Source organism: Vibrio sp. S457-15 (assembly GCF_000960545.1).
Taxonomy (GTDB): Bacteria; Pseudomonadota; Gammaproteobacteria; order Enterobacterales; family Vibrionaceae; genus Vibrio; species Vibrio parahaemolyticus.
The window spans coordinates 157,730-181,678 of record NZ_JYOQ01000005.1 but is presented as its reverse complement, the minus strand read 5'-3'; the positions used below and the strand labels follow the sequence as shown (position 1 = coordinate 181,678).

25 protein-coding genes and 1 pseudogene are annotated in these 23,949 nt (G+C 44.8%); 21 read left to right on the top strand and 5 right to left on the bottom strand.

All coding sequences use genetic code 11. The features are described 5' to 3' along the window. The first annotated feature begins 70 nt into the window (after window positions 1-70). The 6 genes and pseudogenes from lolA to UF05_RS01065 all read left to right on the top strand — a co-directional run bounded on the left by lolA (window position 71) and on the right by UF05_RS01065 (window position 5,644). Window positions 71-697, top strand: coding sequence for an outer membrane lipoprotein chaperone LolA (gene lolA / locus UF05_RS01090; protein ID WP_005460060.1), 627 nt, complete (start codon window positions 71-73; stop codon window positions 695-697). Between the two features lie 66 nt (window positions 698-763). After that, window positions 764-2,053: a replication-associated recombination protein A gene (locus UF05_RS01085; RefSeq protein WP_021447448.1), complete on the top strand. Its 1,290-nt coding sequence runs from the start codon at window positions 764-766 to the stop codon at window positions 2,051-2,053. 91 nt (window positions 2,054-2,144) lie between these two features. Beyond that, window positions 2,145-3,452 (top strand): serine--tRNA ligase, encoded by a 1,308-nt coding sequence (gene serS, locus UF05_RS01080; RefSeq protein WP_005495761.1) that lies wholly within the window; start codon window positions 2,145-2,147, stop codon window positions 3,450-3,452. Between the two features lie 85 nt (window positions 3,453-3,537). Further along, entirely contained in the window at window positions 3,538-4,524 is a 987-nt protein-coding gene (locus UF05_RS01075) for a peptidoglycan-binding domain-containing protein (protein WP_045546142.1), read from the top strand. Next, a complete protein-coding gene (locus tag UF05_RS01070) occupies window positions 4,524-5,237 on the top strand; it encodes a hypothetical protein (RefSeq protein ID WP_045546141.1) in 714 nt (237 codons plus the stop codon). The genes UF05_RS01075 and UF05_RS01070 overlap by 1 nt, the downstream gene beginning before the upstream one ends. A gap of 140 nt (window positions 5,238-5,377) precedes the next feature. Beyond that, a pseudogene (locus tag UF05_RS01065) lies at window positions 5,378-5,644 on the top strand (DksA/TraR family C4-type zinc finger protein). A gap of 69 nt (window positions 5,645-5,713) precedes the next feature. Here UF05_RS01065 and bioA read toward each other — a convergent pair. Further along, the gene (bioA, locus tag UF05_RS01060; RefSeq protein WP_045546140.1) at window positions 5,714-6,994 is read right to left on the bottom strand and encodes an adenosylmethionine--8-amino-7-oxononanoate transaminase; all 1,281 of its coding nucleotides are present in this window, start codon (window positions 6,992-6,994) and stop codon (window positions 5,714-5,716) included. 129 nt (window positions 6,995-7,123) lie between these two features. Between bioA and bioB the strand changes: the two genes are divergently transcribed. From bioB to bioD, 4 genes are read left to right on the top strand one after another with little or no spacing between them, the layout of a single operon-like run. Further along, a complete protein-coding gene (gene bioB, locus UF05_RS01055) occupies window positions 7,124-8,176 on the top strand; it encodes a biotin synthase BioB (RefSeq protein ID WP_025521177.1) in 1,053 nt (350 codons plus the stop codon). Beyond that, a complete protein-coding gene (gene bioF, locus UF05_RS01050; protein ID WP_045546139.1) occupies window positions 8,163-9,314 on the top strand; it encodes an 8-amino-7-oxononanoate synthase in 1,152 nt (383 codons plus the stop codon). Before bioB ends, bioF begins: the two co-directional genes overlap by 14 nt. After that, entirely contained in the window at window positions 9,314-10,120 is an 807-nt protein-coding gene (bioC, locus tag UF05_RS01045; RefSeq protein ID WP_045546138.1) for a malonyl-ACP O-methyltransferase BioC, read from the top strand. Before bioF ends, bioC begins: the two co-directional genes overlap by 1 nt. Next, entirely contained in the window at window positions 10,117-10,803 is a 687-nt protein-coding gene (bioD, locus tag UF05_RS01040; RefSeq protein WP_005460040.1) for a dethiobiotin synthase, read from the top strand. The genes bioC and bioD overlap by 4 nt, the downstream gene beginning before the upstream one ends. Before the next feature lie 82 nt (window positions 10,804-10,885). On the opposite strand, the gene UF05_RS23790 is transcribed toward bioD, so the two are convergent. Further along, a complete protein-coding gene (locus UF05_RS23790; RefSeq protein ID WP_005459995.1) occupies window positions 10,886-11,053 on the bottom strand; it encodes a hypothetical protein in 168 nt (55 codons plus the stop codon). Window positions 11,054-11,410: 357 nt separating this feature from the next. On the opposite strand from UF05_RS23790, the gene htpX reads away from it, so the two are divergent. The 9 genes from htpX (at window position 11,411) to UF05_RS00995 (ending at window position 18,612) form a co-directional block, all read left to right on the top strand. Then, window positions 11,411-12,274, top strand: coding sequence for a protease HtpX (gene htpX, locus UF05_RS01035; protein WP_005459987.1), 864 nt, complete (start codon window positions 11,411-11,413; stop codon window positions 12,272-12,274). A 215-nt stretch (window positions 12,275-12,489) separates the two neighbouring features. After that, entirely contained in the window at window positions 12,490-12,909 is a 420-nt protein-coding gene (locus UF05_RS01030; RefSeq protein ID WP_031850281.1) for a nuclear transport factor 2 family protein, read from the top strand. After that, window positions 12,906-13,631 (top strand): SDR family oxidoreductase, encoded by a 726-nt coding sequence (locus tag UF05_RS01025; RefSeq protein WP_045546137.1) that lies wholly within the window; start codon window positions 12,906-12,908, stop codon window positions 13,629-13,631. Before UF05_RS01030 ends, UF05_RS01025 begins: the two co-directional genes overlap by 4 nt. Window positions 13,632-13,642: 11 nt before the next feature. Next, window positions 13,643-14,935, top strand: coding sequence for an NAD(P)/FAD-dependent oxidoreductase (locus tag UF05_RS01020; RefSeq protein ID WP_045546136.1), 1,293 nt, complete (start codon window positions 13,643-13,645; stop codon window positions 14,933-14,935). A gap of 1 nt (window position 14,936) precedes the next feature. Continuing rightward, complete coding sequence (locus UF05_RS01015) at window positions 14,937-15,755, top strand: DUF1365 domain-containing protein (protein WP_045546135.1); 819 nt, start codon at window positions 14,937-14,939, stop codon at window positions 15,753-15,755. Continuing rightward, window positions 15,749-17,005, top strand: coding sequence for an SAM-dependent methyltransferase (locus UF05_RS01010; RefSeq protein WP_020840378.1), 1,257 nt, complete (start codon window positions 15,749-15,751; stop codon window positions 17,003-17,005). The genes UF05_RS01015 and UF05_RS01010 overlap by 7 nt, the downstream gene beginning before the upstream one ends. 5 nt (window positions 17,006-17,010) lie before the next feature. Further along, a complete protein-coding gene (locus tag UF05_RS01005; RefSeq protein ID WP_020840379.1) occupies window positions 17,011-17,523 on the top strand; it encodes a DUF2878 domain-containing protein in 513 nt (170 codons plus the stop codon). After that, complete coding sequence (locus UF05_RS01000; protein WP_020840380.1) at window positions 17,483-18,076, top strand: chalcone isomerase family protein; 594 nt, start codon at window positions 17,483-17,485, stop codon at window positions 18,074-18,076. The genes UF05_RS01005 and UF05_RS01000 overlap by 41 nt, the downstream gene beginning before the upstream one ends. Beyond that, entirely contained in the window at window positions 18,073-18,612 is a 540-nt protein-coding gene (locus tag UF05_RS00995; protein WP_045546134.1) for a DUF3833 domain-containing protein, read from the top strand. Before UF05_RS01000 ends, UF05_RS00995 begins: the two co-directional genes overlap by 4 nt. Window positions 18,613-18,738: 126 nt before the next feature. Here the strand turns inward: UF05_RS00995 and purB are convergent, their stop codons facing one another. From purB to mnmA, 3 genes are all read right to left on the bottom strand, one after another. Then, window positions 18,739-20,109 carry an adenylosuccinate lyase gene (gene purB, locus UF05_RS00990; RefSeq protein WP_005460028.1) on the bottom strand — a complete coding sequence of 457 codons (1,371 nt, stop codon included), beginning with the start codon at window positions 20,107-20,109 and terminating at the stop codon, window positions 18,739-18,741. Window positions 20,110-20,250: 141 nt separating this feature from the next. Further along, the gene (gene hflD / locus UF05_RS00985; RefSeq protein WP_005459996.1) at window positions 20,251-20,868 is read right to left on the bottom strand and encodes a high frequency lysogenization protein HflD; all 618 of its coding nucleotides are present in this window, start codon (window positions 20,866-20,868) and stop codon (window positions 20,251-20,253) included. 10 nt (window positions 20,869-20,878) lie between these two features. Continuing rightward, entirely contained in the window at window positions 20,879-22,003 is a 1,125-nt protein-coding gene (mnmA, locus tag UF05_RS00980; RefSeq protein WP_005459992.1) for a tRNA 2-thiouridine(34) synthase MnmA, read from the bottom strand. Window positions 22,004-22,192: 189 nt separating this feature from the next. On the opposite strand from mnmA, the gene UF05_RS00975 reads away from it, so the two are divergent. Together UF05_RS00975 and UF05_RS00970 are read left to right on the top strand one after the other, a co-directional pair. Continuing rightward, window positions 22,193-22,462 (top strand): hypothetical protein, encoded by a 270-nt coding sequence (locus UF05_RS00975; protein ID WP_020840382.1) that lies wholly within the window; start codon window positions 22,193-22,195, stop codon window positions 22,460-22,462. 117 nt (window positions 22,463-22,579) lie between these two features. After that, the gene (locus tag UF05_RS00970; protein WP_005459989.1) at window positions 22,580-23,884 is read left to right on the top strand and encodes an inosine/guanosine kinase; all 1,305 of its coding nucleotides are present in this window, start codon (window positions 22,580-22,582) and stop codon (window positions 23,882-23,884) included. Window positions 23,885-23,949 lie beyond the last annotated feature (65 nt).

Here is a 23,949-nt window from a genome sequence, read left to right as displayed (position 1 = left end):
CTTGTTTTACTCACCTTAGTCCAACTGAGGTGAGTAACTTTAGGTCTTTGACCCTCTGATAGGTATCTGAATGAAAAAACGATTTTCAGCGAAACTTTTCTCAGCGCTAGTTTTAAGCATTTCTTTCTTCTCTGCTGCAAATGCAGCCTCTCCAAAAGATGAACTGAACAAACGCCTCGCGATGAATGAAGGCTTCAGTGCCGATTTCTCTCAGCAAGTGATCAGCCCAGAAGGGGAAACGGTCATGGAAGGGGAAGGCACGGTTGAAATCGCTCGTCCAAGCCTTTTCCGTTGGAGCACGACATTCCCAGATGAGAACTTGTTGGTTTCAGACGGTAAAACTTTGTGGTACTACAGCCCGTTTATTGAGCAAGTCAGCATTTACTGGCAAGAGCAAGCGACCGAGCAAACACCATTTGTGCTCTTAACTCGCAACAGAGCAAGTGATTGGGATAATTATAAGATCTCCCAGAAAGGGAATGAATTTACGCTTATCCCAACCGCAGTAGACTCTACTCAAGGTCAGTTCCAGATCAATATTGACGCGAAAGGCGTAGTGAAAGGCTTTAACGTCATCGAGCAAGATGGTCAGAAAGGGCTCTTTACATTCAGTAATGTTAAGCTTGGCAAACCAAAAGCAGACAGATTTACGTTCACAGTTCCAAAAGGCGTGGAAGTGGACGATCAAAGGAATTAATAGGTAGTGAGTAATTACACATTAGATTTCTCGGGGGACGAAGATTTTCGTCCCCTTGCTGCTCGTATGAGACCGCAAACTATTGAGCAGTACATCGGTCAGCAACACATTCTTGGCCCGGGTAAACCCCTGCGTCGCGCGTTAGAGGCTGGCCATGTCCACTCAATGATCCTTTGGGGGCCTCCTGGTACAGGTAAAACCACGTTAGCGGAAGTCGCTGCTAATTACGCCAATGCGGAAGTTGAACGCGTGTCTGCGGTGACGTCCGGTGTGAAAGAGATTCGAGCTGCAATCGAAAAAGCGCGCGAGAACAAAATGGCGGGTCGCCGCACCATCTTGTTTGTGGATGAGGTCCATCGCTTCAACAAATCGCAACAAGATGCGTTCTTACCACATATTGAAGATGGAACCGTAACGTTTATTGGCGCAACGACAGAGAACCCGTCTTTCGAACTTAACAACGCATTGTTGTCTCGTGCTCGAGTCTACAAGCTGACTTCACTGGATAAAGAAGAGATCTCACTCGCACTAAATCAAGCGATTAACGACAAAGAACGAGGCCTAGGCGATACGCCAGCGAACTTTGCTGATAATGTGTTAGACCGTCTAGCTGAGTTGGTGAACGGCGATGCTCGCATGTCGCTTAACTACCTTGAACTTCTCTACGATATGGCAGAGGACAATGCGCAGGGTGAAAAAGAGATAACACTCAAACTGCTTGCTGAAGTAGCCGGGGAGAAAGTCTCTCGCTTCGATAATAAAGGCGACATTTGGTACGATTTGATCTCTGCTGTGCACAAATCTATTCGTGGATCAAACCCAGATGCCGCTTTGTATTGGGCTGCTCGTATGATAGCTGCAGGTTGTGATCCACTTTACATTGCCCGTCGATTACTTGCGATAGCATCGGAAGATGTCGGCAATGCGGACCCTAGAGCCATGCAAGTTGCACTCTCCGCGTGGGACTGTTTTACACGCGTTGGTCCAGCAGAAGGTGAGCGTGCGATTGCTCAAGCAATTGTTTATCTCGCGTGCGCTCCAAAGAGTAATGCCGTTTATGTTGCTTGGAAACAAGCGCTCACTGACGCACATAACTTGCCTGAATATGAAGTGCCGCATCACTTGCGTAATGCACCCACCAGTCTGATGAAAGACATGGGCTATGGCGCAGAATATCGATATGCTCACGACGAGCCGGGTGCTTATGCAGCGGGTGAGCAATATTTGCCACCAGAAATGGCAGATCGTAAGTACTATCAGCCGACAAATCGCGGTCTAGAAACCAAAATCGGCGAAAAGTTAGATTACTTGGCTAAATTAGACGCAAATAGCCAACAAAAGCGCTATGAAAAGTAGGCGTTTTTGGATACATTTGTTCAGTAAATTTTTTTAACGCGTACGCTTGGAAAGTGCGCGTGATTTCACAACAAAAAGCATAGGATTAACAATGCTGGATTCTAAATTACTTCGTACAGAGCTGGATGAAACAGCTGCTAAACTGGCGCGTCGTGGCTTTAAGCTAGACGTAGAGACTATTCGTAAACTTGAAGAACAACGTAAGTCCATTCAAGTAGAAGTAGAAAATTTACAATCCACGCGTAACTCCATCTCCAAGCAAATCGGCCAAAAAATGGCGGCTGGCGACAAAGAAGGCGCAGAAGAGATCAAGAAACAAATCGGTACTCTAGGTAGCGATCTTGACGCGAAGAAAGTTGAACTTGAGCAAGTAATGGCTCAACTAGACGAATTCACGCTTTCTGTACCAAACATCCCAGCAGATGAAGTGCCAGATGGCAAAGACGAAAATGACAACGTTGAAATCTCTCGTTGGGGTGAGCCTAAGACTTACGACTTCGATTTGAAAGACCACGTTGACCTAGGCGAAATGGGTGGCGGTCTAGACTTCGCAAGTGCAGTTAAGATCACTGGCGCACGTTTCATCGTGATGAAAGGTCAATTCGCTCGTCTACACCGTGCAATTGCTCAGTTCATGCTAGATCTTCACACAGAAGAACATGGCTACACAGAGATGTACGTACCTTACCTAGTGAACTCTGACAGCCTATTCGGTACTGGTCAGCTTCCTAAATTCGGTAAAGATCTTTTCCACACTGAGCCTCTAGCGGAAAAAGTAAACGACGAAGAGCCACGTAAACTGTCTCTAATCCCTACAGCAGAAGTACCAGTAACGAACCTAGTTCGTGACACTATCACTGACGAAGCGGATCTACCTATCAAGATGACAGCACACACGCCATGTTTCCGTTCAGAAGCGGGTTCATACGGTCGTGATACTCGTGGTCTGATTCGTATGCACCAGTTCGACAAAGTTGAGCTAGTACAAATCACGAAGCCAGAAGATTCAATGAACGCGCTAGAAGAGCTAACAGGTCACGCTGAGAAAGTTCTACAACTTCTTGAACTTCCTTACCGTAAAGTCGTTCTATGTACAGGCGACATGGGCTTCGGCGCTCGTAAAACTTACGACCTAGAAGTTTGGGTTCCTGCTCAAGAAACTTACCGTGAAATCTCTTCATGTTCTAACATGTGGGACTTCCAAGCTCGTCGTATGCAAGCGCGTTTCCGTCGTAAAGGCGAGAAGAAACCTGAGCTTGTACACACGCTAAACGGTTCTGGTCTAGCAGTTGGTCGTACCATGGTTGCTATCCTAGAAAACAACCAAGAAGCAGACGGTCGCATTGCAATCCCTGCAGTACTTCAGAAGTACATGGGCGGCGCAACGCACATCGGTTAATTCATTAGCCACTAGAACACCAAAACCCAGCCTCAGCGCTGGGTTTTTTGTTATCTGCGTCGAGTGAAAATACGTTGTTATGTAAATGCTGGATGGGGTATTGCATAGTTGTCCTAAATTATTAAAACTTCTTTCTAATGATATTTTTCTAAGCCTTATTGGGCATGACAAGCTCCTCCAAAATGTAAAAGGAGGTACTTTCGTGGTTTCGATAAGATTAAGCGGCTCTGTTGGTTTGGGCGGTAAAAATGTGGATTCTGATATTCGAACGGTGCAAAGGTCTATTAACCAATTGCTTGGCTCTTTAAAGGGAATAAAGGAGCTTAAAGTAGATGGGAAACTGGGCTCTAGACCTGAAAACTCCAAGACTGTCGCCGCAATCAAAGCTTTTCAGAAAAACCTTGTTGAAATAGCTCGTCCAGATGGAAGAATCGATGTGAATGGAAGAAGTCATCGTAAGTTGACACAGGCTATCACGGTTTTGAGCGCGAAGAAGTCTGTGCCTATTTCATCCTCCCTCAAAATGAAGCTCAAGATTAAATTAGAGCAATATGAGGGAAGAGTTGAGCATATGTATTTGGATACCAGAGGTTATATAACTGTTGGGGTAGGTAATATGTTAAGTGACGTTACCGCAGCAACAAAGCTCCCGTTCGTTCACAGTTCTACAAATGAACCTGCTACTCACGAGCAAATCAAGGAAGAGTTTTTGCGTGTTAAGGCTCGGCCTTTTGGTGAATCCGAGCCTGCTTCAAGGTTTAAGCCCTTTACAGTCCTCAAATTAACTGAAAGTGTGATGAACGAGCAGGTAGCACATCACATACAGTCTTTCGAAAAAGAGCTTAAGGTTATCTATGGAGATGAAGCGTTTACATCTTATCCGGACAACGTAAAGCTAGCGCTTTTTGACATGATATTTAATTTAGGTATGCCAAAACTTAAAGATACTTATCCAAAGTTTAATGGGCATATTCGAAACGGAAATTATCAGCAAGCCGCCCTCGAGTCGAAAAGAAATGGTGTACAAGCAGAAAGAAATGCTTATGTAGCAAACTTATTAAGGTCGCATTAATGAAATCACTCTTAATTTTACTAGGTTTATCTTCTTCTAGCTTATTAGCAAAACCAATATCGATAGAGCCTTTCTATAGCCCTTACAACAACTCTCATCGTTTTTTTGTCGAGAAAGTGACCTTCTTAACGCAGGACAATGTCAGAGCTGCTTATGGTGCAGAATGGTATTTTGAGTTCCCACTAAAGTCCCCATCTGGAGAAGTCTCAGTAGCTAAAAGTTGTGCAGAACTCGAGCAAAAAAGCAAAAAAAAATTTAGCGCAAAAATGGGCTCAGAGTATTCCGCGTTAATGGCAACAAAAGTCTTATGTGAATCTTGGAAAGTGATGGGGGCTCTTAAACCATCTAATATTTCTTATATATCAGACAGCATCATTAGTGAGAGGCTGCCGGATATATCTCCGTCAGAGTTGAGTTTTATAATTTCTGATGAACAATTGAGAAAGTCTAAAGAAGCACATCGATGGGCTGATATGGATAGAATCACTAGTTTTGAGCGATTGAATGACTTTCAGGCTGTATTTTACGATAACTCCGATGGTTACCAAAAAGTTACTCTTCTTGCGACCGGAGATTACAATGATGACGGTTTGGAAGATGTAATATTGTTAAAGGAAAACAGTGTGTTAAGCGGAAGCTATGGCTCTACGCATGGGTATGTTCTTTCAAGGCTTCACGAGAATGGGTCATATGAACTAATCAAAGAATGGTAATTGATTTTAGGTTTTCTATTTTTACTTAAATGTAATAGTGTTTTCTAATTCACCCTAATTATCTTGTTATTTGTAATCGATATAATCATCCCCCTTACCACGGTAAGTAGATTTTCTCATTCAAGTAACGAGGAGGGCTTATGGCCGTAGGGTGGGCAAGTGACGATAGCGTTAGCCAACAAATTCAAAATACCATCGACGACGAGATTTCCCGTGTTCGTGGCAATATTAAAGGGGGCTAAAGTGCTCACTATTGTGATGAATGTGGAGACGAGATACCTGAAGCGCGTCGAGTTGCAATGAAAGGTGTTCGTCTTTGTATCGAATTTTAGTCAACAATCGAATTGGTGTCTCAACGCCAAGCATTATTTAATCGACGAGCGAGTAAAGACAGTCAACTTCGATAGCTTTGCTGTTCTTGTAAATAAAGAGACGGTTTGAGTCTCATACTCAAACCGTTTTCGTGTTGAGTTGAACTATGAAGCGAAGCAGTCTTTACGTTGCAACGCTGCATCAATCGCATTAATTAACTTTTCAATATCTTCTGGTTTGCTGATGAATGGCGGCATCATATAAATCAGTTTGCCAAATGGACGAATCCAAACACCGTGCTCAACAAACAGTGCTTGGATGGTTTCCATATTCACTGGGCGATGCGTTTCTACGACGCCAATGGCACCCAACCAACGGGTGTTTTTCACCAAGTCGTATTCTTCAAGTTTTGGCAGTAATTCAGAAAACAGCATTTCGATTTGCTGGGTTTGCTGCTGCCAGTCACCTTGTTCGATCAATTCTAAACTCGCCGTTGCTACAGCGCAGGCGAGGGGATTACCCATAAAGGTTGGTCCGTGCATGAAACAACCTGCGTCACCACCACAAACCGTGTCAGCGACATGTTTACTCGCCAGCGTCGCTGAAAGGGTCATGTAGCCGCCTGTGAGTGCTTTGCCGACGCACAGAATGTCTGGTTGAATATCTGCGTGTTCGCAGGCAAACAATTTGCCAGTGCGTCCAAACCCTGTTGCGATTTCATCCGCAATCAATAACAAGTCATATTTATCACAAAGCCTACGCACGCCTTTGAGAAATTCTGGATGGTAGATACGCATGCCGCCCGCACCTTGAACGATAGGCTCTAGGATCACCGCTGCAAGTTCTTGATGGTGCGAGTCAATCTTGTGTTCAAAGTCAGCAAGGTCTTCTGGCTTCCACTCATCCCAATAACCACAAGTTGGTGACTGGGCAAAGATATGCTCAGGTAAAAAGCCTTTGTAGAGAGAGTGCATTGAGTTATCTGGATCGGTAACCGACATGGCTGCAAAGGTGTCACCGTGATAACCGTGGCGCAAAGTTAGAAACTTCGGTCGACGTTCGCCCTTCGCATGCCAATATTGTAGAGCCATTTTTAAGCTGACTTCTACGGCAACGGAACCTGAATCGGCAAGGAATACATGCTCAAGGTTATTTGGTGCGAGGGACAGCAACTTCTTACACAAACTAATTGCAGGCTGGTGGGTAATCCCGCCAAACATGACATGTGACACTTGATCGATTTGCTGGTGAGCCGCTTGATTTAGGTGGGGATGGTTATAGCCGTGGATAGTCGACCACCAAGAAGACATGCCATCGACAAGCTCAGTACCGTCTTCCAATTTAATGTAAACACCATTTGCCGATGCCACTGGGTAGCAGGTCAGAGGTGTCAACGTTGAAGTGTAAGGATGCCAGATGTGATGGCGGTCGAAGGCGAGATCCATGTTCTATTCCAATAGCTGTTAAGGTTAAAAAATAAACCAATGTAAACTTTGTTGTTTCTTGTTGTGTTGACAGTTTATCGAGACTAAGTAGACTGTCAACACAACAAAAAAGTGATTAAAGGAATACACGTGGAAGTTCGTCATAACTGGACGCATGCTGAAGTGCGCGATCTCATGGAAAAGCCATTCATGGATCTCCTATTTGAAGCGCAGCTTGTTCATCGTCAATACCAACAAACCAACCATGTTCAAGTAAGCACGCTTCTGTCGATTAAGACGGGTGCTTGTCCAGAAGATTGTAAGTACTGTCCTCAGAGCGCTCGTTACACCACAGACATCGAAAAAGAGCGTCTGATGGAAGTCGAACGTGTACTCGACGCTGCTCAAAAAGCGAAAAATGCAGGTTCGACGCGATTCTGCATGGGCGCAGCGTGGAAGAACCCGAAAGAGCGCGACATGCCGCATTTGACCGATATGATCAAAGGCGTAAAAGACATGGGTTTGGAAACGTGTATGACGTTAGGTATGTTAACGCCAGAGCAGGCGAAGCAGCTGGCAAACGCGGGTCTGGATTACTACAACCACAACCTAGATACCTCACCTGAGTTCTACGGCAACATCATTACCACACGTACTTACCAAGACCGTTTAGACACTTTGTCTCACGTGCGTGATGCTGGCATGAAGATCTGTTCCGGTGGCATCATCGGCATGGGTGAAAGTGCTAACGACCGAGCAGGTTTGTTGGTTGAATTGGCTAACTTGCCGGTACACCCTGAAAGCGTTCCAATCAACATGCTCGTGAAGGTAAAGGGCACACCACTGGAAGAAGTCGATGATGTTGAGCCATTCGATTTCATTCGCCTGATTGCGATTGCACGAATCATGATGCCTCAATCAGCCGTTCGTTTATCCGCTGGCCGTGAAAACATGAACGAACAAATGCAAGCGCTGTGTTTTATGGCGGGTGCAAACTCCGTTTTCTATGGCTGCAAGCTTCTGACCACGCCAAACCCTTCTGAAGACAAAGACATGATGCTGTTCAACAAGCTCGGCATTAACAGCCAAGAGGTGTCTCAAAAACCTGATGAAATCGAAGAAAACGAATTGCTGGATCGCGTGGTAGAGCGCGTTGCTGCACGTCCAACTAAAGACGATCTTTTCTACGATGCCAGCGTTTAAATCTCGAATCGAATCTGCTCTTTCTGCTCGTAAAGCGCAAGGGTTGAATCGTTCAATGAATGTGGTATTTGCCGGAAACCAATCGATTTTAGAACATGATGGCAGACGCTACATCAACTTCTCAAGCAACGATTATTTAGGCTTAGCCAATGATCAAGCGCTTGTACGTGCTTGGCAGCAAGGTCTGAGCGTTTATGGCAGTGGCAGTGGGGCATCACCCATGGTGACTGGCTTCAGTGCTGCGCACTGCAACTTAGAAGCGGCGTTAACTGAATGGCTGGGCTTCGAGAGGGCGGTATTATTTGGTTCTGGTTTCAGTGCTAATCAAGCGTTGCTTTTTACCCTGCTAGAAAAATCAGACGTATTGATTCAAGACCGATTAAACCACGCATCTTTGATGGAAGCAGGGGCACTGTCAACGGCGAAAATGAAGCGTTTTAAGCACAACGACATTAAGCATTTAGAAACGCTGTTTACTAATGAAGGCAATCATCTGGTCGTGACTGAAGGTGTCTTCAGCATGGACGGCGATTGCGCGCCGTTGAAAGACATTGCGGAAGTAGCTCGCTTACGTAAAGCATGGTTAGCAGTGGATGACGCTCACGGTATTGGCGTGCTCGGCGAATCGGGTGGAGGCTCTTGTGAACTTGCTAATGTCAAACCAGAGATTTTGGTCGTGACCTTCGGTAAAGCGTTTGGCATGTCCGGTGCGGCGATTTTGTGTGACCAAGCAACGGGTGACTTTTTGACCCAGTTTGCTCGTCACCATGTGTATTCAACAGCAATGCCACCTGCGCAGGCCTACGCGTTGACACATGCGGTTTCTATGATTCAAGAGCAGTTTTGGCGACGCGAAAAGCTGGCGGAGCTAAATGAGGTTTATCAAACGAATCTAAGCGATCTGGATGGCTTTGTTGAAACAGATACCCCGATCAAGCCATTTGTGATTGGCGAATCAGAACTTGCTTTGCAGGTTGCGAACGCTTGTCGACAAAATGGCATATGGGTCACCGCGATTCGTCCACCAACCGTTCCGAAAGGTACCTCACGCCTTCGTATCACACTCACTGCGAACCATAGTACAGAACAAGTTAAAACGCTTTCAATCGCATTGAAACAAGCATTAGGAGCGCTGTAATGGATAATGCCGAAAACATGGTGTTGGACAACGTACACCAAGACAAAGAGGCGATTGCTTCGTCTTTTGGCAAAGCGGCTGACACCTATGACAAACATGCTGCATTTCAACGAGATGTTGGCCATCGTTTGTTAGAAAAGCTCCCAAGCGATCTTACCAACAAGCGCGTTTTGGACTTGGGGGGTGGAACCGGATATTTTTCTCAGCTATTGCTAGAGCGAGGCGCAAGCGTTGTTTGTGCCGATCTTTCGCAAGGAATGTTGGACAAAGCGCGCGAGCGTTGTGGTGACCATAATGTTCGTTATGTGGTAGCAGACGCGGAAAGCTTGCCATTCGAGGACGCTAGTTTTGACTATGTGTTTTCAAGTCTCGCGCTACAGTGGTGTGTCGATTTAAGTTATCCGTTGAGAGAAATTCGCCGAATATTAGCTGCTAATGGGAAAGGGTGTTTCTCAACACTAGTTGATGGCTCGCTATGCGAATTGCGCGATTCGTGGGCAAAAATTGACACATATCAACACGTGAATAACTTTATTACTCTCAATCAGGTAAAAATTGCGTTAGCGCAATCTCGATGCCATAACCATCATCTAGACTCGACCACCATCACAGTTTGGTACGACTCAGCATTTTCTGTTATGCGTGATCTCAAAGGTATTGGTGCAAATCACGTAAGCGGGCGCTCACCTGGTCTAACAAGTCGTCGTACTTTGTTGCAAGTCGAGCGCGCGTACCAAGCATTCAAAAACGATCAAGGTCTTCTACCTGCAACTTATCAGGTTTGTTTTGGAGTCATACATTTATGATTGATGCATTTTTTATTGCTGGTACGGATACTGATGTAGGCAAAACGGTGGCGTCGAAAGCCGTCTTGCAAGCACTCGCAGCAAAAGGACTAAATACCATTGGCTACAAACCAGTGGCTGCAGGAAGCGAAAAAACAGAGCAAGGTTGGCGCAATTCAGATGCACTGCACTTGCAAAAAGCCGCAACCTTAGAAGTGGCTTATGAAGATGTGAACCCATACGCTTTGGAATTACCAGCTTCTCCTCACATCGCAGCCAAGCACGAGCAGGTTGAAATCGAATACGATTTGCTGAGTGAAAAGCTCGCTCAACATAAAGAGCAAGCCGATGTTGTATTGGTAGAAGGTGCTGGTGGTTGGCGTGTTCCTGTGTCAGACACAGACAGCTTGTCTACTTGGGTACAGCAAGAGCAGCTACCAGTGGTACTTGTCGTGGGTATTAAACTGGGTTGTTTGAGCCACGCTTTATTAACGGCGGAAATCATCAAAGCAGATGGTCTAAACCTAGTGGGTTGGATTGCGAACCGAGTTAACCCAGGCACAGAGCATTACGCGGACATTATTGAAATGCTTGAATCGCGCATTGATGCACCGAAGTTAGGTGAGATCCCTTACATTCCAAGTGCGAAGCGCAAAGAATTGGGTAAATACATCAATGTTGAGCCATTACTGAATATCGATTAAGAGCATTTCTTGTAAACGTACTCAAAACCAAAGGGCTGCAATTTGCAGCCCTTTCTATTGGTGTAGCTTAATAAGATTACTGCTACTTTTCTTGGCTAAGTCCCATCAGCGCTTGCTGTGTCTCAGCAACACGTTTAGACAAGTGATGATCGGTTGAAATACCGAGTTGCTGTTTGGCCTCATCCTCTGAGATCCCTAGGTGACAACGTAGTAAATCGATAGCCATTTGATAGTCGTTAGTTTCTACCATGATATTTCCCTCAAGACATGGAAGTTTCGAGCTTCAATAACGCTCTTAGAGCGTGCTCTGTTTTGTTCATCTCGCTTGAATCTAGCATGTTCATTTGTCATCACAATAAGACCAAAGTCTATACTTAGCCTAAGGTGCTGTTTTTAGGTTGGTAACTTGTTTATGATTTTTCAGTCTCGAAAACAAATGTTGCAATTTATTGCTTAACCTTGTTTTTATCGCGGATAGACTATATCTATAACGCAACGGAGCACGAAACTAAGTGGAATCGGCTTTTACAGCGTTTGATTTCCCTTAAAAGATGTTCCATATAACAATCCGTTTTAAAAAAACGATAAGCTTCCTCGGAGAAAAGTAATGAAGCGAATTATGTTATTCCTAGCAACTAACCTAGCTGTTGTGCTGGTTCTTAGTGTTGTTCTGAATATTGTTTACGCGACCACTGGAATGCAACCAGGCAGTCTGTCTGGTTTACTTGTCATGGCAGCCGTATTTGGCTTTGGTGGCGCATTGATTTCGTTAATGATGTCAAAGGGCATGGCACTACGCTCAGTTGGCGGCATGGTGATTGAAAGCCCACGTAACGAAACAGAGCATTGGTTGCTTGAGACGGTAGGCCGTCAAGCGCAACAAGCGGGCATTGGTATGCCAACAGTAGCGATTTATGATTCTGCAGACATCAACGCATTCGCGACAGGGGCTAAGCGTGATGATTCACTGGTTGCTGTATCGACTGGTCTTCTACACAATATGACGCGTGATGAAGCTGAAGCCGTTCTGGCACACGAAGTGAGCCACATTGCGAATGGCGACATGGTCACGATGACGCTAATGCAAGGTGTTGTGAACACGTTTGTTATCTTCCTATCGCGTTTTATCGCCAATATCGTGGCATCGAACGACGATGAAGAAGGCCAAGGCACGAACATGATGGTGTACTTTGGTGTGTCTATGGTGTTGGAACTTGTCTTTGGTTTCTTAGCAAGCTTCATCACTATGTGGTACAGCCGTCACCGTGAATTTCATGCCGATGCAGGTGCAGCGCGCTTAGTAGGTAAAGAGAAAATGATTGCTGCTCTTGAGCGTTTGAAGATGAGCCAAGAATCGAAACTCGATGGCACAATGATGGCGTTCGGTATCAACGGTAAGCAGTCTCTAACAGAGCTACTGATGAGCCACCCACCACTAGATAAACGTATTGCGGCCCTACGCAACCAGTAATACGACTTGCATAGTTTTTTGAAAAGGCTTGGTTTTTACCAAGCCTTTTTTTTTGCCTGATGATCGCTCACCAATTTGATTACGTACTACTTTCTAAAAATCAAAGCGCAGAAACAAAGTTATACAAGTTTTTTTTTGTACAACTTTTTCTAATTAGTCTATCTTGTACATATAATACTTTTGTACAACCATCAGTGACATTTGGGAGTGAAAGAATGGACATACAGTCGGTTGGAGACATTTACCAGAAGCTTAACAAAGCGAACCTGCATCTTCTGAAAGACGTTTATCACCAAGATGTGGTGTTTGAAGATTCGGCTCATCGCTTAGAAGGACTGCCTGCTCTTTCTGATTATTTCCAGTCATTGTACGAGAATGTGATTCGCTGTGATTTCATCATCCATGATCATCAGCAGGTTGGGGACACGGGTTTCCTGACTTGGACTATGGATCTTCAACATCCGAAATTACACAAAGGGGCTCCAATCGCTGTGAGCGGCGTTTCCCACATGAAGTTCTCCGATGGCCAAGTCATTTATCACCGAGATTACTTTGATTTGGGTGAAATGCTTTATGAGCATTTGCCTTTGCTTGGCTCTGTCATCAAAACTATTAAGCAAAGGTTGGGGCGATGAATAGTGTCGTTTTAATTACGGGGGCGACCTCCGGGATAGGTAAACAGCTGGCTCTCGATTTTGCTGATTCTGGTTGGCGTGTCATCGCATGTGGACGCAATGAAGCTGTACTTGCTGAGCTAGCGGCAACCTCTTCATCTATTGAAACGCTGAAGTTTGATGTAACCGATTATGAGGAGACGAAGCGAGTACTGTCTTCGCTTAAGACGATTCCAGATACATGGATCTTCAACGCGGGTGATTGCGAATACATGGATGATGGCATTGTGGATGCGCAACTTATGGCGCGAGTGATGAATGTTAATGTCGTAGGTGTAGCTAACTGTATTGAAGCTTGCCAACCGTATTTTCAGCGAGGGCACCGCGTTGTCATTGTTGGCTCCATTGCCTCCGAAGTCGCGCTGCCAAGAGCGGAAGCGTACGGCGCGTCAAAAGCGGCAGTGAGCTACTTTGCGCGCACGCTCGCTGTGGATCTTAAGAAGAAAGGCATCAAAGTGATTACTGTGTTTCCTGGGTTTGTTGAAACGCCCCTAACGGATAAAAACACCTTTGAGATGCCTATGATCATTTCAACCAAGCAAGCGTCTCAATTATTGAGAAAGCAGCTAGCGGCGAATAAAAGCCACATTTATTTTCCGGCGAGATTTACAGGCATTCTCCGCTTTATCTCGTTGCTTCCATACAGTTGGCAAGCAAGGCTGACGGCTAAACTCGTATCTTAAAAGGAAGAAGCATGAAAATCGCTATTGTAGGCACTGGAATTTCTGGACTGACATGTGGGTACTATCTGCACCAACAACACGATATCACTTTGTTCGAAGCCAACGATTATATTGGTGGCCATACGGCGACGGTTGATGTACGTGTCGGGAATGAGGATTATGCGATTGATACAGGGTTCATTGTATACAACGACCGTACATATCCAAATTTTATCAAAATGATGAATGAAATTGGCGTGGAAGGTATTCCGACGCAAATGAGTTTCAGCGTGAGAAACGATGGCAATGGTTTGGAATATAATGGCCACACATTAACAACATTGTTCGCACAAAAGCGAAATTGGCTTAATCCAAAATTCTATCGCTTTATTCTTGAGATTTTACGCTTCAATAAACTAGCAAAAGCGTCTGCTACTGAGCAAATATCGAGTTCTCAAACGCTGGGTGCATTTTTGGATGAGCACCAGTTTAGTGATTTCTTTTCTGACAACTATATTCTGCCAATGGGCGCGGCGATTTGGTCATCTTCCCTCGCTGATATGCGTGTATTTCCATTGATGTTCTTCTTACGTTTTTTCCTCAATCACGGTTTGTTAGACGTGATGAATCGTCCGCAATGGTATGTTATCAAGGGTGGTTCACGTGCTTATATTCCACCTTTAACGCAAGGGTTTGCAGACAAAATTCGATTGAATAGTCCGGTTGAAAAAGTTGTTCGCAGTGAACAAGGTGTAGCGATTTATGCAAATGGGCAGTGTGAGTGGTTTGATGAAGTCATTTTTGCTTGTCATAGCGACCAGGCTTTAGCGATGCTCAGTGATGCCTCGTCATGTGAAAACGACATTTTGTCGAATATGGCTTACCAAGCAAATGATGTGGTTCTTCACACTGACACGAGTGTATTACCGAAACGAAAATCTGCATGGGCATCGTGGAACTATTTGCTGGAAGGAGGCGAAGAGGAGAAGCAACGATTGCCGTCCCTGACGTACAACATGAACATTTTGCAGCATATCGACTCTTCACACACATTCTGCGTTACCTTAAACCGTACTGAAGATATCGACGAGAACAAGATTCTGCGTCAGTTCACCTACCATCACCCTGTCTTTACGACGGAGTCTATCGCTGCCCAGCAACGCAAAGAAGAAATACAAGGAACTCAAAATACGTGGTTTTGTGGCGCTTATTGGTACAACGGATTCCATGAAGATGGCGTGCGCAGTGCATTGGATGTTGTGAAAGGAATTTGCGCTAAACATCACGAGAAAAACGACACACTTTATGAACAAGGTGCCGCGTAATATGAGTATCCCTTCTCACAGCCAGTTATTTATAGGCAATGTAAGGCATCGTCGTTTTACGCCCGTTAAACACGAGCTGAATTACTCAATGTTTATGCCAGCGATTGATTTGGATGAAATTGGCGTACTTGAGAAAAAAGTTTGGGGCTTTGGGACTCGCTGGTGGCATTGGGCTCGATTCAAACGCGATGATTACCTCGGTGAAGGGAGTTTGAAAAAAGCGGTGCAAGATAAAGTCGCAGAACTTACGGGCGTACGTTGCAGCGGCAAAGTACTGGCTGTCTGTCACTTGCGTTATCTCGGGCTCTATTTTAGTCCGGTGAATTTTTACTACCTGTATGATCAAAATGGTGAATGGCAATATCTTCTCGCCGAAGTCAGCAATACACCTTGGAATGAGCGCCATTATTACGCGATAGCGGCTGACCCAAAGGATGAAGATTTTGGTTGGGAGCAAGACAAAGCATTCCACGTGTCACCGTTCAACCCGATAGGCCAATTGTACCGCTGGAAAATAAAACCGCTTACAGACAAGTTAAATATCCATCTTGAATGCCATAAAGGTGAAAAACACTTCGACGCCACAATGGCTATGAAAGCACAGCCTTTTTCCAGCGGTTCTTTATTGAAGTGCTTGATCGGGACACCAATTCAAACAGTAAAAGTGATGGTTGGAATATACTGGCATGCGTTGAAGTTATGGATTAAAGGTGCGCCGTTTTATTCTCACCCTAAATATTTGGCGTCCAATGAAAGTCAAGCCTCTAGCGACAAATCAGATAAGAAAAATAATAAGCACAAGGAGAATTCTGCATGTTAAATACGACTTCTATAACATTGCCGGGCAAACTGACGACGACTCAGAAAGCGGCTCGCGGAGTTATTTTTCAATGTCTGCAAAAGATGGAAATGGGTTGCTTAACCATTATTGAATCGTTTCATACCGAGACAAAGGAGCGCAGTGAACGTTTTACTGCGCCAAACGGGGAATACAGTGGCCAACCTGTCGTTGCGACCATTGAGGTTAAGCACCCAGGTTTTTACTCCAGAATATTGCAAGGCGGTAGCATCGCTGCTGGTGAGGCGTACATGGATGGTTGGTGGGACAGTCCAGATTTAACGGCATTGATGAAGCTGATGGCGCTAAATATGCGGGCCCTTGATAAGCTTGAGGAGCAGGGTAGTTGGCTTACCAAGTTACTTTACAAGTTTAGCCATTGGACGAATCGAAACTCGCAAGAAAACTCTCGGAAGAACATCCATGCTCATTACGATTTAGGCAATGATTTGTATGAAGCTTTTTTAGATACCAACATGTTGTACTCATCAGCGCTTTACCACACAAGTGCCGACTCCTTAGAGCAAGCTCAAATCAATAAAATGGAACGCTTGTGCCAGCAGTTGGATCTTCAATCTACCGACCATGTGATTGAGATTGGAACAGGGTGGGGTGCGATGGCGATATACATGGCTGAGCAATACGGTTGCCGCGTGACAACAACGACCATTTCAGAAGAGCAGCATGAGTATGCTCGACAGCAAATCGTACAACGAGGTTTAGTCGATCGAATTACTTTACTTAAAGAAGACTACCGTAACCTTACTGGGACGTACGATAAATTGGTTTCTATCGAGATGATTGAAGCCGTGGGGAAACAGTTCTTAGCTTCCTACATCAAAAAATGCGAGTCGTTATTAAAACCTAGCGGCCTGATGGCTATCCAAGCGATTACGATTGCGGATCAGCGTTACGACTATTACAGCAACAATGTCGATTTTATTCAGAAATACATTTTCCCTGGTGGTTTCTTGCCATCGGTGACGTCTTTGACACAAGCGACCACTAAGCACAGTGATTTGGTGGTTCGTGATTTGTTTGACATCGGCCTAGACTACGCAAAAACACTGAATGAGTGGCATCGCCGTTTTAACCGCGCAGAGGATGCTGTGCGAGGGTTTGGGTACGATGACCGGTTTGTCCGCATGTGGCGTTATTACCTTAGTTATTGTGAAGGCGGTTTTCTTGCTCGTACGATCAGCGCCGTTCATATGACTTTCCAGCGCCCATAAGAATTATGAGAGTGTTGATTGCGTCCACTTGGTTTCAACTGTGCTGGTTTATTGCTGTGCTTGGTACGTTTGAGTGGCAATGGTTGATGATGATACTGGCGTTGGCGACTTTGGTGTATTCCATTCTGACGGCGTTTCACTCGGTGAAAGCGATCTCCTTTGTCACCATTTTCGGGCTAGTTCTCGATACGCTAAATCAACACTTCTCGCTTTTGGTTTTCCCTACCCCTTGGCTCCCTGTGTGGTTGATTGGTCTATGGGTATTGTTTGCATGGTATGCCTACCAACTGAAAGTGCTTTTGCACCGCTTCGCCAAAATCTACGTATCAATATTAGGTGGGCTTGGAGGAATGCTCAGCTACTTCGCTGGCTACAAGCTTCAAGCGGTAGAGTTTGGATTCGATACAAGTATTACGTTACTGGCCTTGTTTGTGGAATGGTTGGTGTTAATGCTGGTGATTCTCAAGGTGTATAACAATGGCAAACTTAAAGAGAAAACTCGTAAGGGGTGTGGGTAGCGGTATCTTGTTTGTTTTTGCAGTGGGCGCAATATCGTCGCAGGCACAAGATATAGGAAGTACTGACAGACTGAATGTAGAAAACTGGCAGGAATGGGAAACAGTTGGCGAAGCGCAGCTCACTTGGTTTGTGTTTGATATTTATCGATCTCGCCTAAAAGCACCCAATGGACAATACCTTGTTTCTACGGATGTTTCTCCGCATCCATTTGCTTTGGAGATCAACTATCAGCGAGACATAAGCAAGCAGCAATTGCTTGAAGTGACGGATGAGCAGTGGCAAAAACTTGGGTTTCCTAAGTCGAGCAGACAACAATGGATTACTCAATTGAGCGTTATCTTCCCAAGTATCAAAAATGGCGATGAACTTACCTACGTCACAGATGGAGATAAGGGACAGATTATCTATCGCAAAGCAGGAACTAAAACGCAAAAAATGGTTGGCGAAATAACGGACGAACGTATGAACGATGCATTCCTGTCTATTTGGTTGTCACCAAAAACGGAATTTCCAAAGCTGCGTAAACAACTTATAGGACAAGTCAGACCGTGAACATCTTTAAAACATTATTGCGATACTTTGCTGCGTGCGTTGTTGTTACGTTGAGTGCTTGCTCGGCGGATATAGACAATTACCAAGCATCTACGCCGCCATTTAATTTATTTGAATATTTTGATGGCAATGTGAAGGCATGGGGAATGGTGCAAGATTATTCCGAGAAACAAACACGCCGCTTTGAGGTTGATATTGTCGGTACGATAACGGGTGATGAACTGGTTCTTGTTGAGGACTTTGTTTTTGACGATGGTGCAACCGACCAGCGTGTTTGGACTATTTCTCGAGCAGAGGATGGCAGGTATACAGGCAAAGCAGATGACATTATTGGTTTCGCAAACGGAAAAGAGCAGGGTAACGCTCTGCAATGGCAATATGACTTTGAGTTACAAATGGACGACTCGACAGTGACTGTTGCCTTTGATGATTGGCTTTACCGACAAGATGACAAACACGTATTCAACCTGACCAAAATTAAAAAGTTTGGCGTGGAGGTGGGGACAATAACCTTGTTCTTTCAAAAACAACCCTAAATCCGCGATGCTCAACACGTATTGGGCGAAAATACTCTATTGGAATGCCTCGGTTGGTAAGCTTCCAAACAAAAAGGTTGACGCTTTCACGTCAACCTTTTTAGTTTTTCGCTCATTATTGAGAGATTATAGCTTGTCAGTTAGCTCGATTGCTTGACCGATATAGTTCGCTGGCGTCATCTCTTTTAGACGTGCTTTTTCGTGTTCAGGAAGCTCAAGGCCGTCAATGAAGTTACGCATTGCTTCACCGTCTACGCGCTTACCGCGAGTTAGCTCTTTCAACTTCTCATATGGCTTCTCGATACCGTAGCGACGCATTACCGTTTGTACTGGCTCTGCTAGAACTTCCCAGTTTTTGTCTAGTTCAGCAAGAAGCGCGTCACGGTTCACTTCCAGTTTGCTGATGCCTTTTAGCGTAGAAGTGTAGGCGATGATTGCGTAGCCAACACCAACACCTAGGTTACGTAGAACCGTTGAGTCAGTTAGGTCACGTTGCCAACGAGAGATAGGCAGTTTCTGTGCAAGGTGACCGAACACGGCGTTCGCAAGACCTAGGTTACCTTCAGAGTTTTCAAAGTCGATTGGGTTAACTTTGTGTGGCATTGTCGAAGAACCGATCTCGCCAGCAATGGTTTTTTGCTTGAAGTGGCCTAGTGCAATGTAACCCCAAACGTCACGGTCGAAATCGATCAGAATAGTGTTGAAACGTGCCACAGCATCGAACAGCTCAGCGATGTAATCGTGTGGTTCGATTTGTGTTGTGTAAGGGTTCCAAGTTACGCCTAGAGATTCAGTGATGAATTCTTCAGAGAACTTGTGCCAATCTAGTTCCGGGTAAGCAGATAGGTGCGCGTTGTAGTTACCTACCGCGCCGTTGATTTTCGCTAGGATTTCAACGTTTTCGATTTGCTTGTATTGACGCTCCATACGGTACGCCACGTTTGCCATTTCTTTACCCATTGTTGATGGAGAAGCTGGCTGACCGTGTGTACGAGATAGAAGAGGGATGTCGCGGTACTCAACAGCAAGTGCTTTGATAGCGTCAATAAGGTTGCGGATTTCTGGAAGAATCACGGTTTCACGCGCTTCTTTTAGCATTAGAGCGTGTGATGTGTTGTTGATGTCTTCAGAAGTACATGCAAAGTGGAAGAACTCGTTTACTGCGTGCAGTTCAGGAACGTCTGCGACTTTCTCTTTTAGGAAGTACTCAACCGCTTTTACGTCGTGGTTAGTTGTGCGCTCGATCTCTTTGATACGTAGTGCGTCTGCTTCAGAGAAGTTTGCAGCAAGGTCGTCTAGGAATTGGTTTGCTTCTGCGCTAAACGCTGGCACTTCTGCAATTTCAGCAGTAGCAGCAAGCTTTTGTAGCCAGCGGATTTCAACGATAGTACGGTATTTTAAAAGACCGTATTCACTGAAGATTTCGCGTAACGCAATTGTCTTGCTTCCGTAGCGGCCGTCTACTGGTGAAACAGCAGTCAATGCTGACAGTTCCATGATGTTCTCCTGAATTGGGTTTCTAAATTTCGTGAGCTTTATACCAATAACTGTGGCAATTGTCACGAATATTGCGCAAACGTTTGCGCGAGATTTGTTTTAGTCAAAAAAATTAGCTCGCGATGAACGCGAGCTATGGAATTACATTCTGGCTAACAGGATTTGAGCCTGTTCAACCATCTTCTTGCGTCCGAAGATTAAGTGGCGACGTTTGCCACCCACTTGACGCCAAAGTACCGCGCTACGGATGCCTGATAACAACAAAGCGCGAACTTTGTGTTGGTTGGCGGTTTGCTGCAATACCGATGGTGTGCCAGTTACTTGAATACGAGGGCCGATTGGGCTCACTACATCAAGATAAATGCTTGCTAGGTTGCTGATCATTTGATCTTCTAGCAATTCAAAGTGTTCTGTTTGGCGTTTCGCCATTTGGATGCGATCACCAAGCTGAGACATGGCATCAGTGCGTGCGGTTAGTTTACGCTCTAATGCCATTAGGCTAATGATGTATCGGGTGATTTCACTGCCAGATGGGGTGCTATCAATCCCTTTCACCAAACACTCAAGGCCAAGTTTTAGGTCGGCTTCGCGACCGAATACGCCAATAGTATTGGCTGGGTTTGTGTTCAAAATGGCGTTCATGGATGTTTCAAAAGCATCTTGATCACAATGTCCGTTTCTCGCAACTTGTTGAACCAAAGCAACAGCTTGGCAAATACCAGCGAAAGCGATAGTACGGTCATAAAGTGTATTCGCCACGTAACAACTCCTAAGCTTGAGAATATTTAATGCGTTGCTCGATGATACCACCACCTAAGCAAACGTCATCTTTGTAGAACACGGCTGATTGACCTGGAGTCACGGCAATTTGTGGCTCATCAAAGATCACTTTAATGTTCTCGTCGTCGATAGGAATTATTGTACAAGGAATATCTTGTTGACGGTAACGAGTTTTCACTGTGCACTTCATAACATCGCGAATTGGTTCACGATCTACCCAGTGAAGTTGTGATGCAAGTAGACCTTCTGATTTTAGCATCGGGTGGTCTTTACCTTGAACGGCGATAAGCACGTTGCGGTCGAGATCTTTCTCACCTACGAACCACGGGTCTTCGTTACCACCGCCGCCTTTACGACCACCGATATGAAGGCCTTTACGTTGGCCTAGTGTGTGGTACATCAAGCCTTGGTGCTGACCGATAACTTCGCCTTCTGGCGTTTCGATGTTGCCTGGTTGAGCAGGAAGGTAACGGCCTAGGAACTCAGTAAATTTACGTTCACCGATGAAACAGATGCCTGTTGAATCTTTCTTCTTCGCTGTGATTAGACCTTGTTCTTCCGCGATACGGCGAACTTCTGGTTTTTCCAAATCACCTACAGGGAATAGGCTACGAGCAACTTGTTCGTGGCTTAGTGTGTACAAGAAGTAGCTTTGGTCTTTGTTGCTATCTAGGCCACGCAGCATTTGTGGCTTTTCGCCGTTTTCAGGGAAAGAACGACGCACATAATGACCCATGGCAATGTAGTCTGCCTCAAGCACTTCATCAGCGAATTCAAGGAATGCTTTGAACTTGATTTCTTTGTTACAAAGGATGTCTGGGTTTGGAGTACGACCTGCTTTGTATTCTGCAAGGAAGTATTCGAATACGTTATCCCAGTATTCTGCTGCAAAGTTGATGGTGTGTAGGTGGATGCCTAGCTTGTCACATACTGCTTGAGCATCGGCTAAATCTTCTGCTGCTGTGCAATATTCTTCGTTGTCATCTTCTTCCCAGTTCTTCATGAACAGGCCTTCTACTTGGTAGCCTTGTTGCTTTAGAAGATACGCAGAAACAGATGAATCAACGCCGCCGGACATACCGACGATGACTTTCTTTTGGCTGTTATCAGACATTACTAAACACCACTAAAATAAACGGGACGCAGATTCTAACAGAATCCACAGACCGGTGACAGATCCGAGATCGAAATCACAATTCGTTTTTGCTGCCTTTTTCCGCAACAGCATCACTAAATAGTAATTTCATAAGTATAGAAAGGATATATATGGCATAGTTGGCAAAAATCCAAGAGGACAATATAAATGAATGACGAAAACCAATTTATGCAAGAAGCTGAGTTGATTGAAATTGTTGAGAATCAGCTTGAAGATGGGAACCCTATCAAAGTTAAAGAAACATTGATGCGTTTGATGATGACTGGTACACCAAGAGAAGAAGCGGTAGCTATGATGGCATGTGCTATGTCGATTGAAATCTTTGATGTAATGAAAAACGAAGGGGAGTTCAATTTAAAGCGTTACACTGAACACCTAAATCAGCTGCCTGATCTGAGCTTCATGGAAGGCGAATAAGTAACCCGGAAGAAAAAAGCATCCAGCAAACGTTTGCTATAATTGCTTTTATTGCCGCTTTATTATTAGCGGTATAGAATCCGTTCTCCTTTTCATCCCCTTACTCAGACTAACAATATGAAATTTCCTGGACAACGCAAATCGAAGCACTATTTTCCTGTTCATGCTCGTGATCCTTTGGTGAGCCAAGCACAAGAAAGCAAGAAGATGACGCGCACTCACATCATCGGTATTGACCAAACTTTGGTGGATATCGAGGCAAAAGTAACGTCAGATGTGATTGAAAAGTACGGTTTGAGTAAAGGTCACTCGCTGGTTATTGATGATGTAAAAGCAGAAGAGCTATACCAGCAACTAAAAGAAGAGAATCTGATCACTAACGAATACGCTGGTGGTACGATTGGCAATACACTTCATAACTACTCGGTTCTTGCAGACGATCGTTCTACGCTGCTTGGTGTGATGAGCCAGGATATCAAAATCGGCAGCTACGGCTATCGTTACCTTTGTAATACATCGAGCCGCATGGATCTGAATTACCTGCAAGGTGTTGATGGTGCTATCGGTCGTTGTTTTGCTTTGATCACTGAAGACGGTGAACGTACTTTTGCGATCAGCGAAGGTCAAATGAACCAGCTTCATCCAGACAGCATTCCTGAGAAAATTTTCAAAAATGCTTCTGCACTAGTACTGACATCTTACTTAGTTCGTTGTAAAGAAGGCGATCCAATGCCTGAAGCAACAATGAAAGCCATTGAGTTTGCGAAGAAGAACGACGTTCCTGTTGTACTAACGCTAGGTACGAAGTTTGTTATTCAAGACGATCCTAAATACTGGCAAGACTTTATTCGTGAACACGTTTCTGTTGTCGCAATGAACGAAGACGAAGCAGAAGCGCTAACAGGCGAAACGGATCCGCTAGCCGCTTCTGATAAGACGCTAGAGTGGGCTGATATGGTGTTATGTACCGCAGGTCCTGTTGGTCTGTTTATGGCGGGTTACACTGAAGACAGTGCGAAGCGTGAAACCACGTTGCCATTACTTCCTGGCTCGATTGCTGAATTTAATCGTTACGAGTTCAGCCGTCCGGCTAAAAAGGATGCCTGTCAGAATCCAATTCGAGTTTATTCGCATATTTCTCCTTACATGGGCGGTCCAGAGAAAATTAAGAACACAAACGGTGCGGGTGATGCTGCGTTGTCTGCTGTTCTTCATGACATGGCGGCAAATAAATACCATAAAGAAAATGTGCCTAACTCTAGCAAGCACAGCAATGAGTATTTAACTTACTCATCTTTTTCTCAAGTTTGTAAATATGCGAACCGTGCGAGCTACGAAGTTCTCGTGCAACATTCTCCTCGTCTGTCTCGTGGCTTACCAGAGCGAGAAGACAGTTTGGAAGAAGCATACTGGGAACGTTAATTCATCTCGAATTAACCACTTTATAACTAATGTTAAAATGGCGTGTTTGAAAAAATACGCCATTT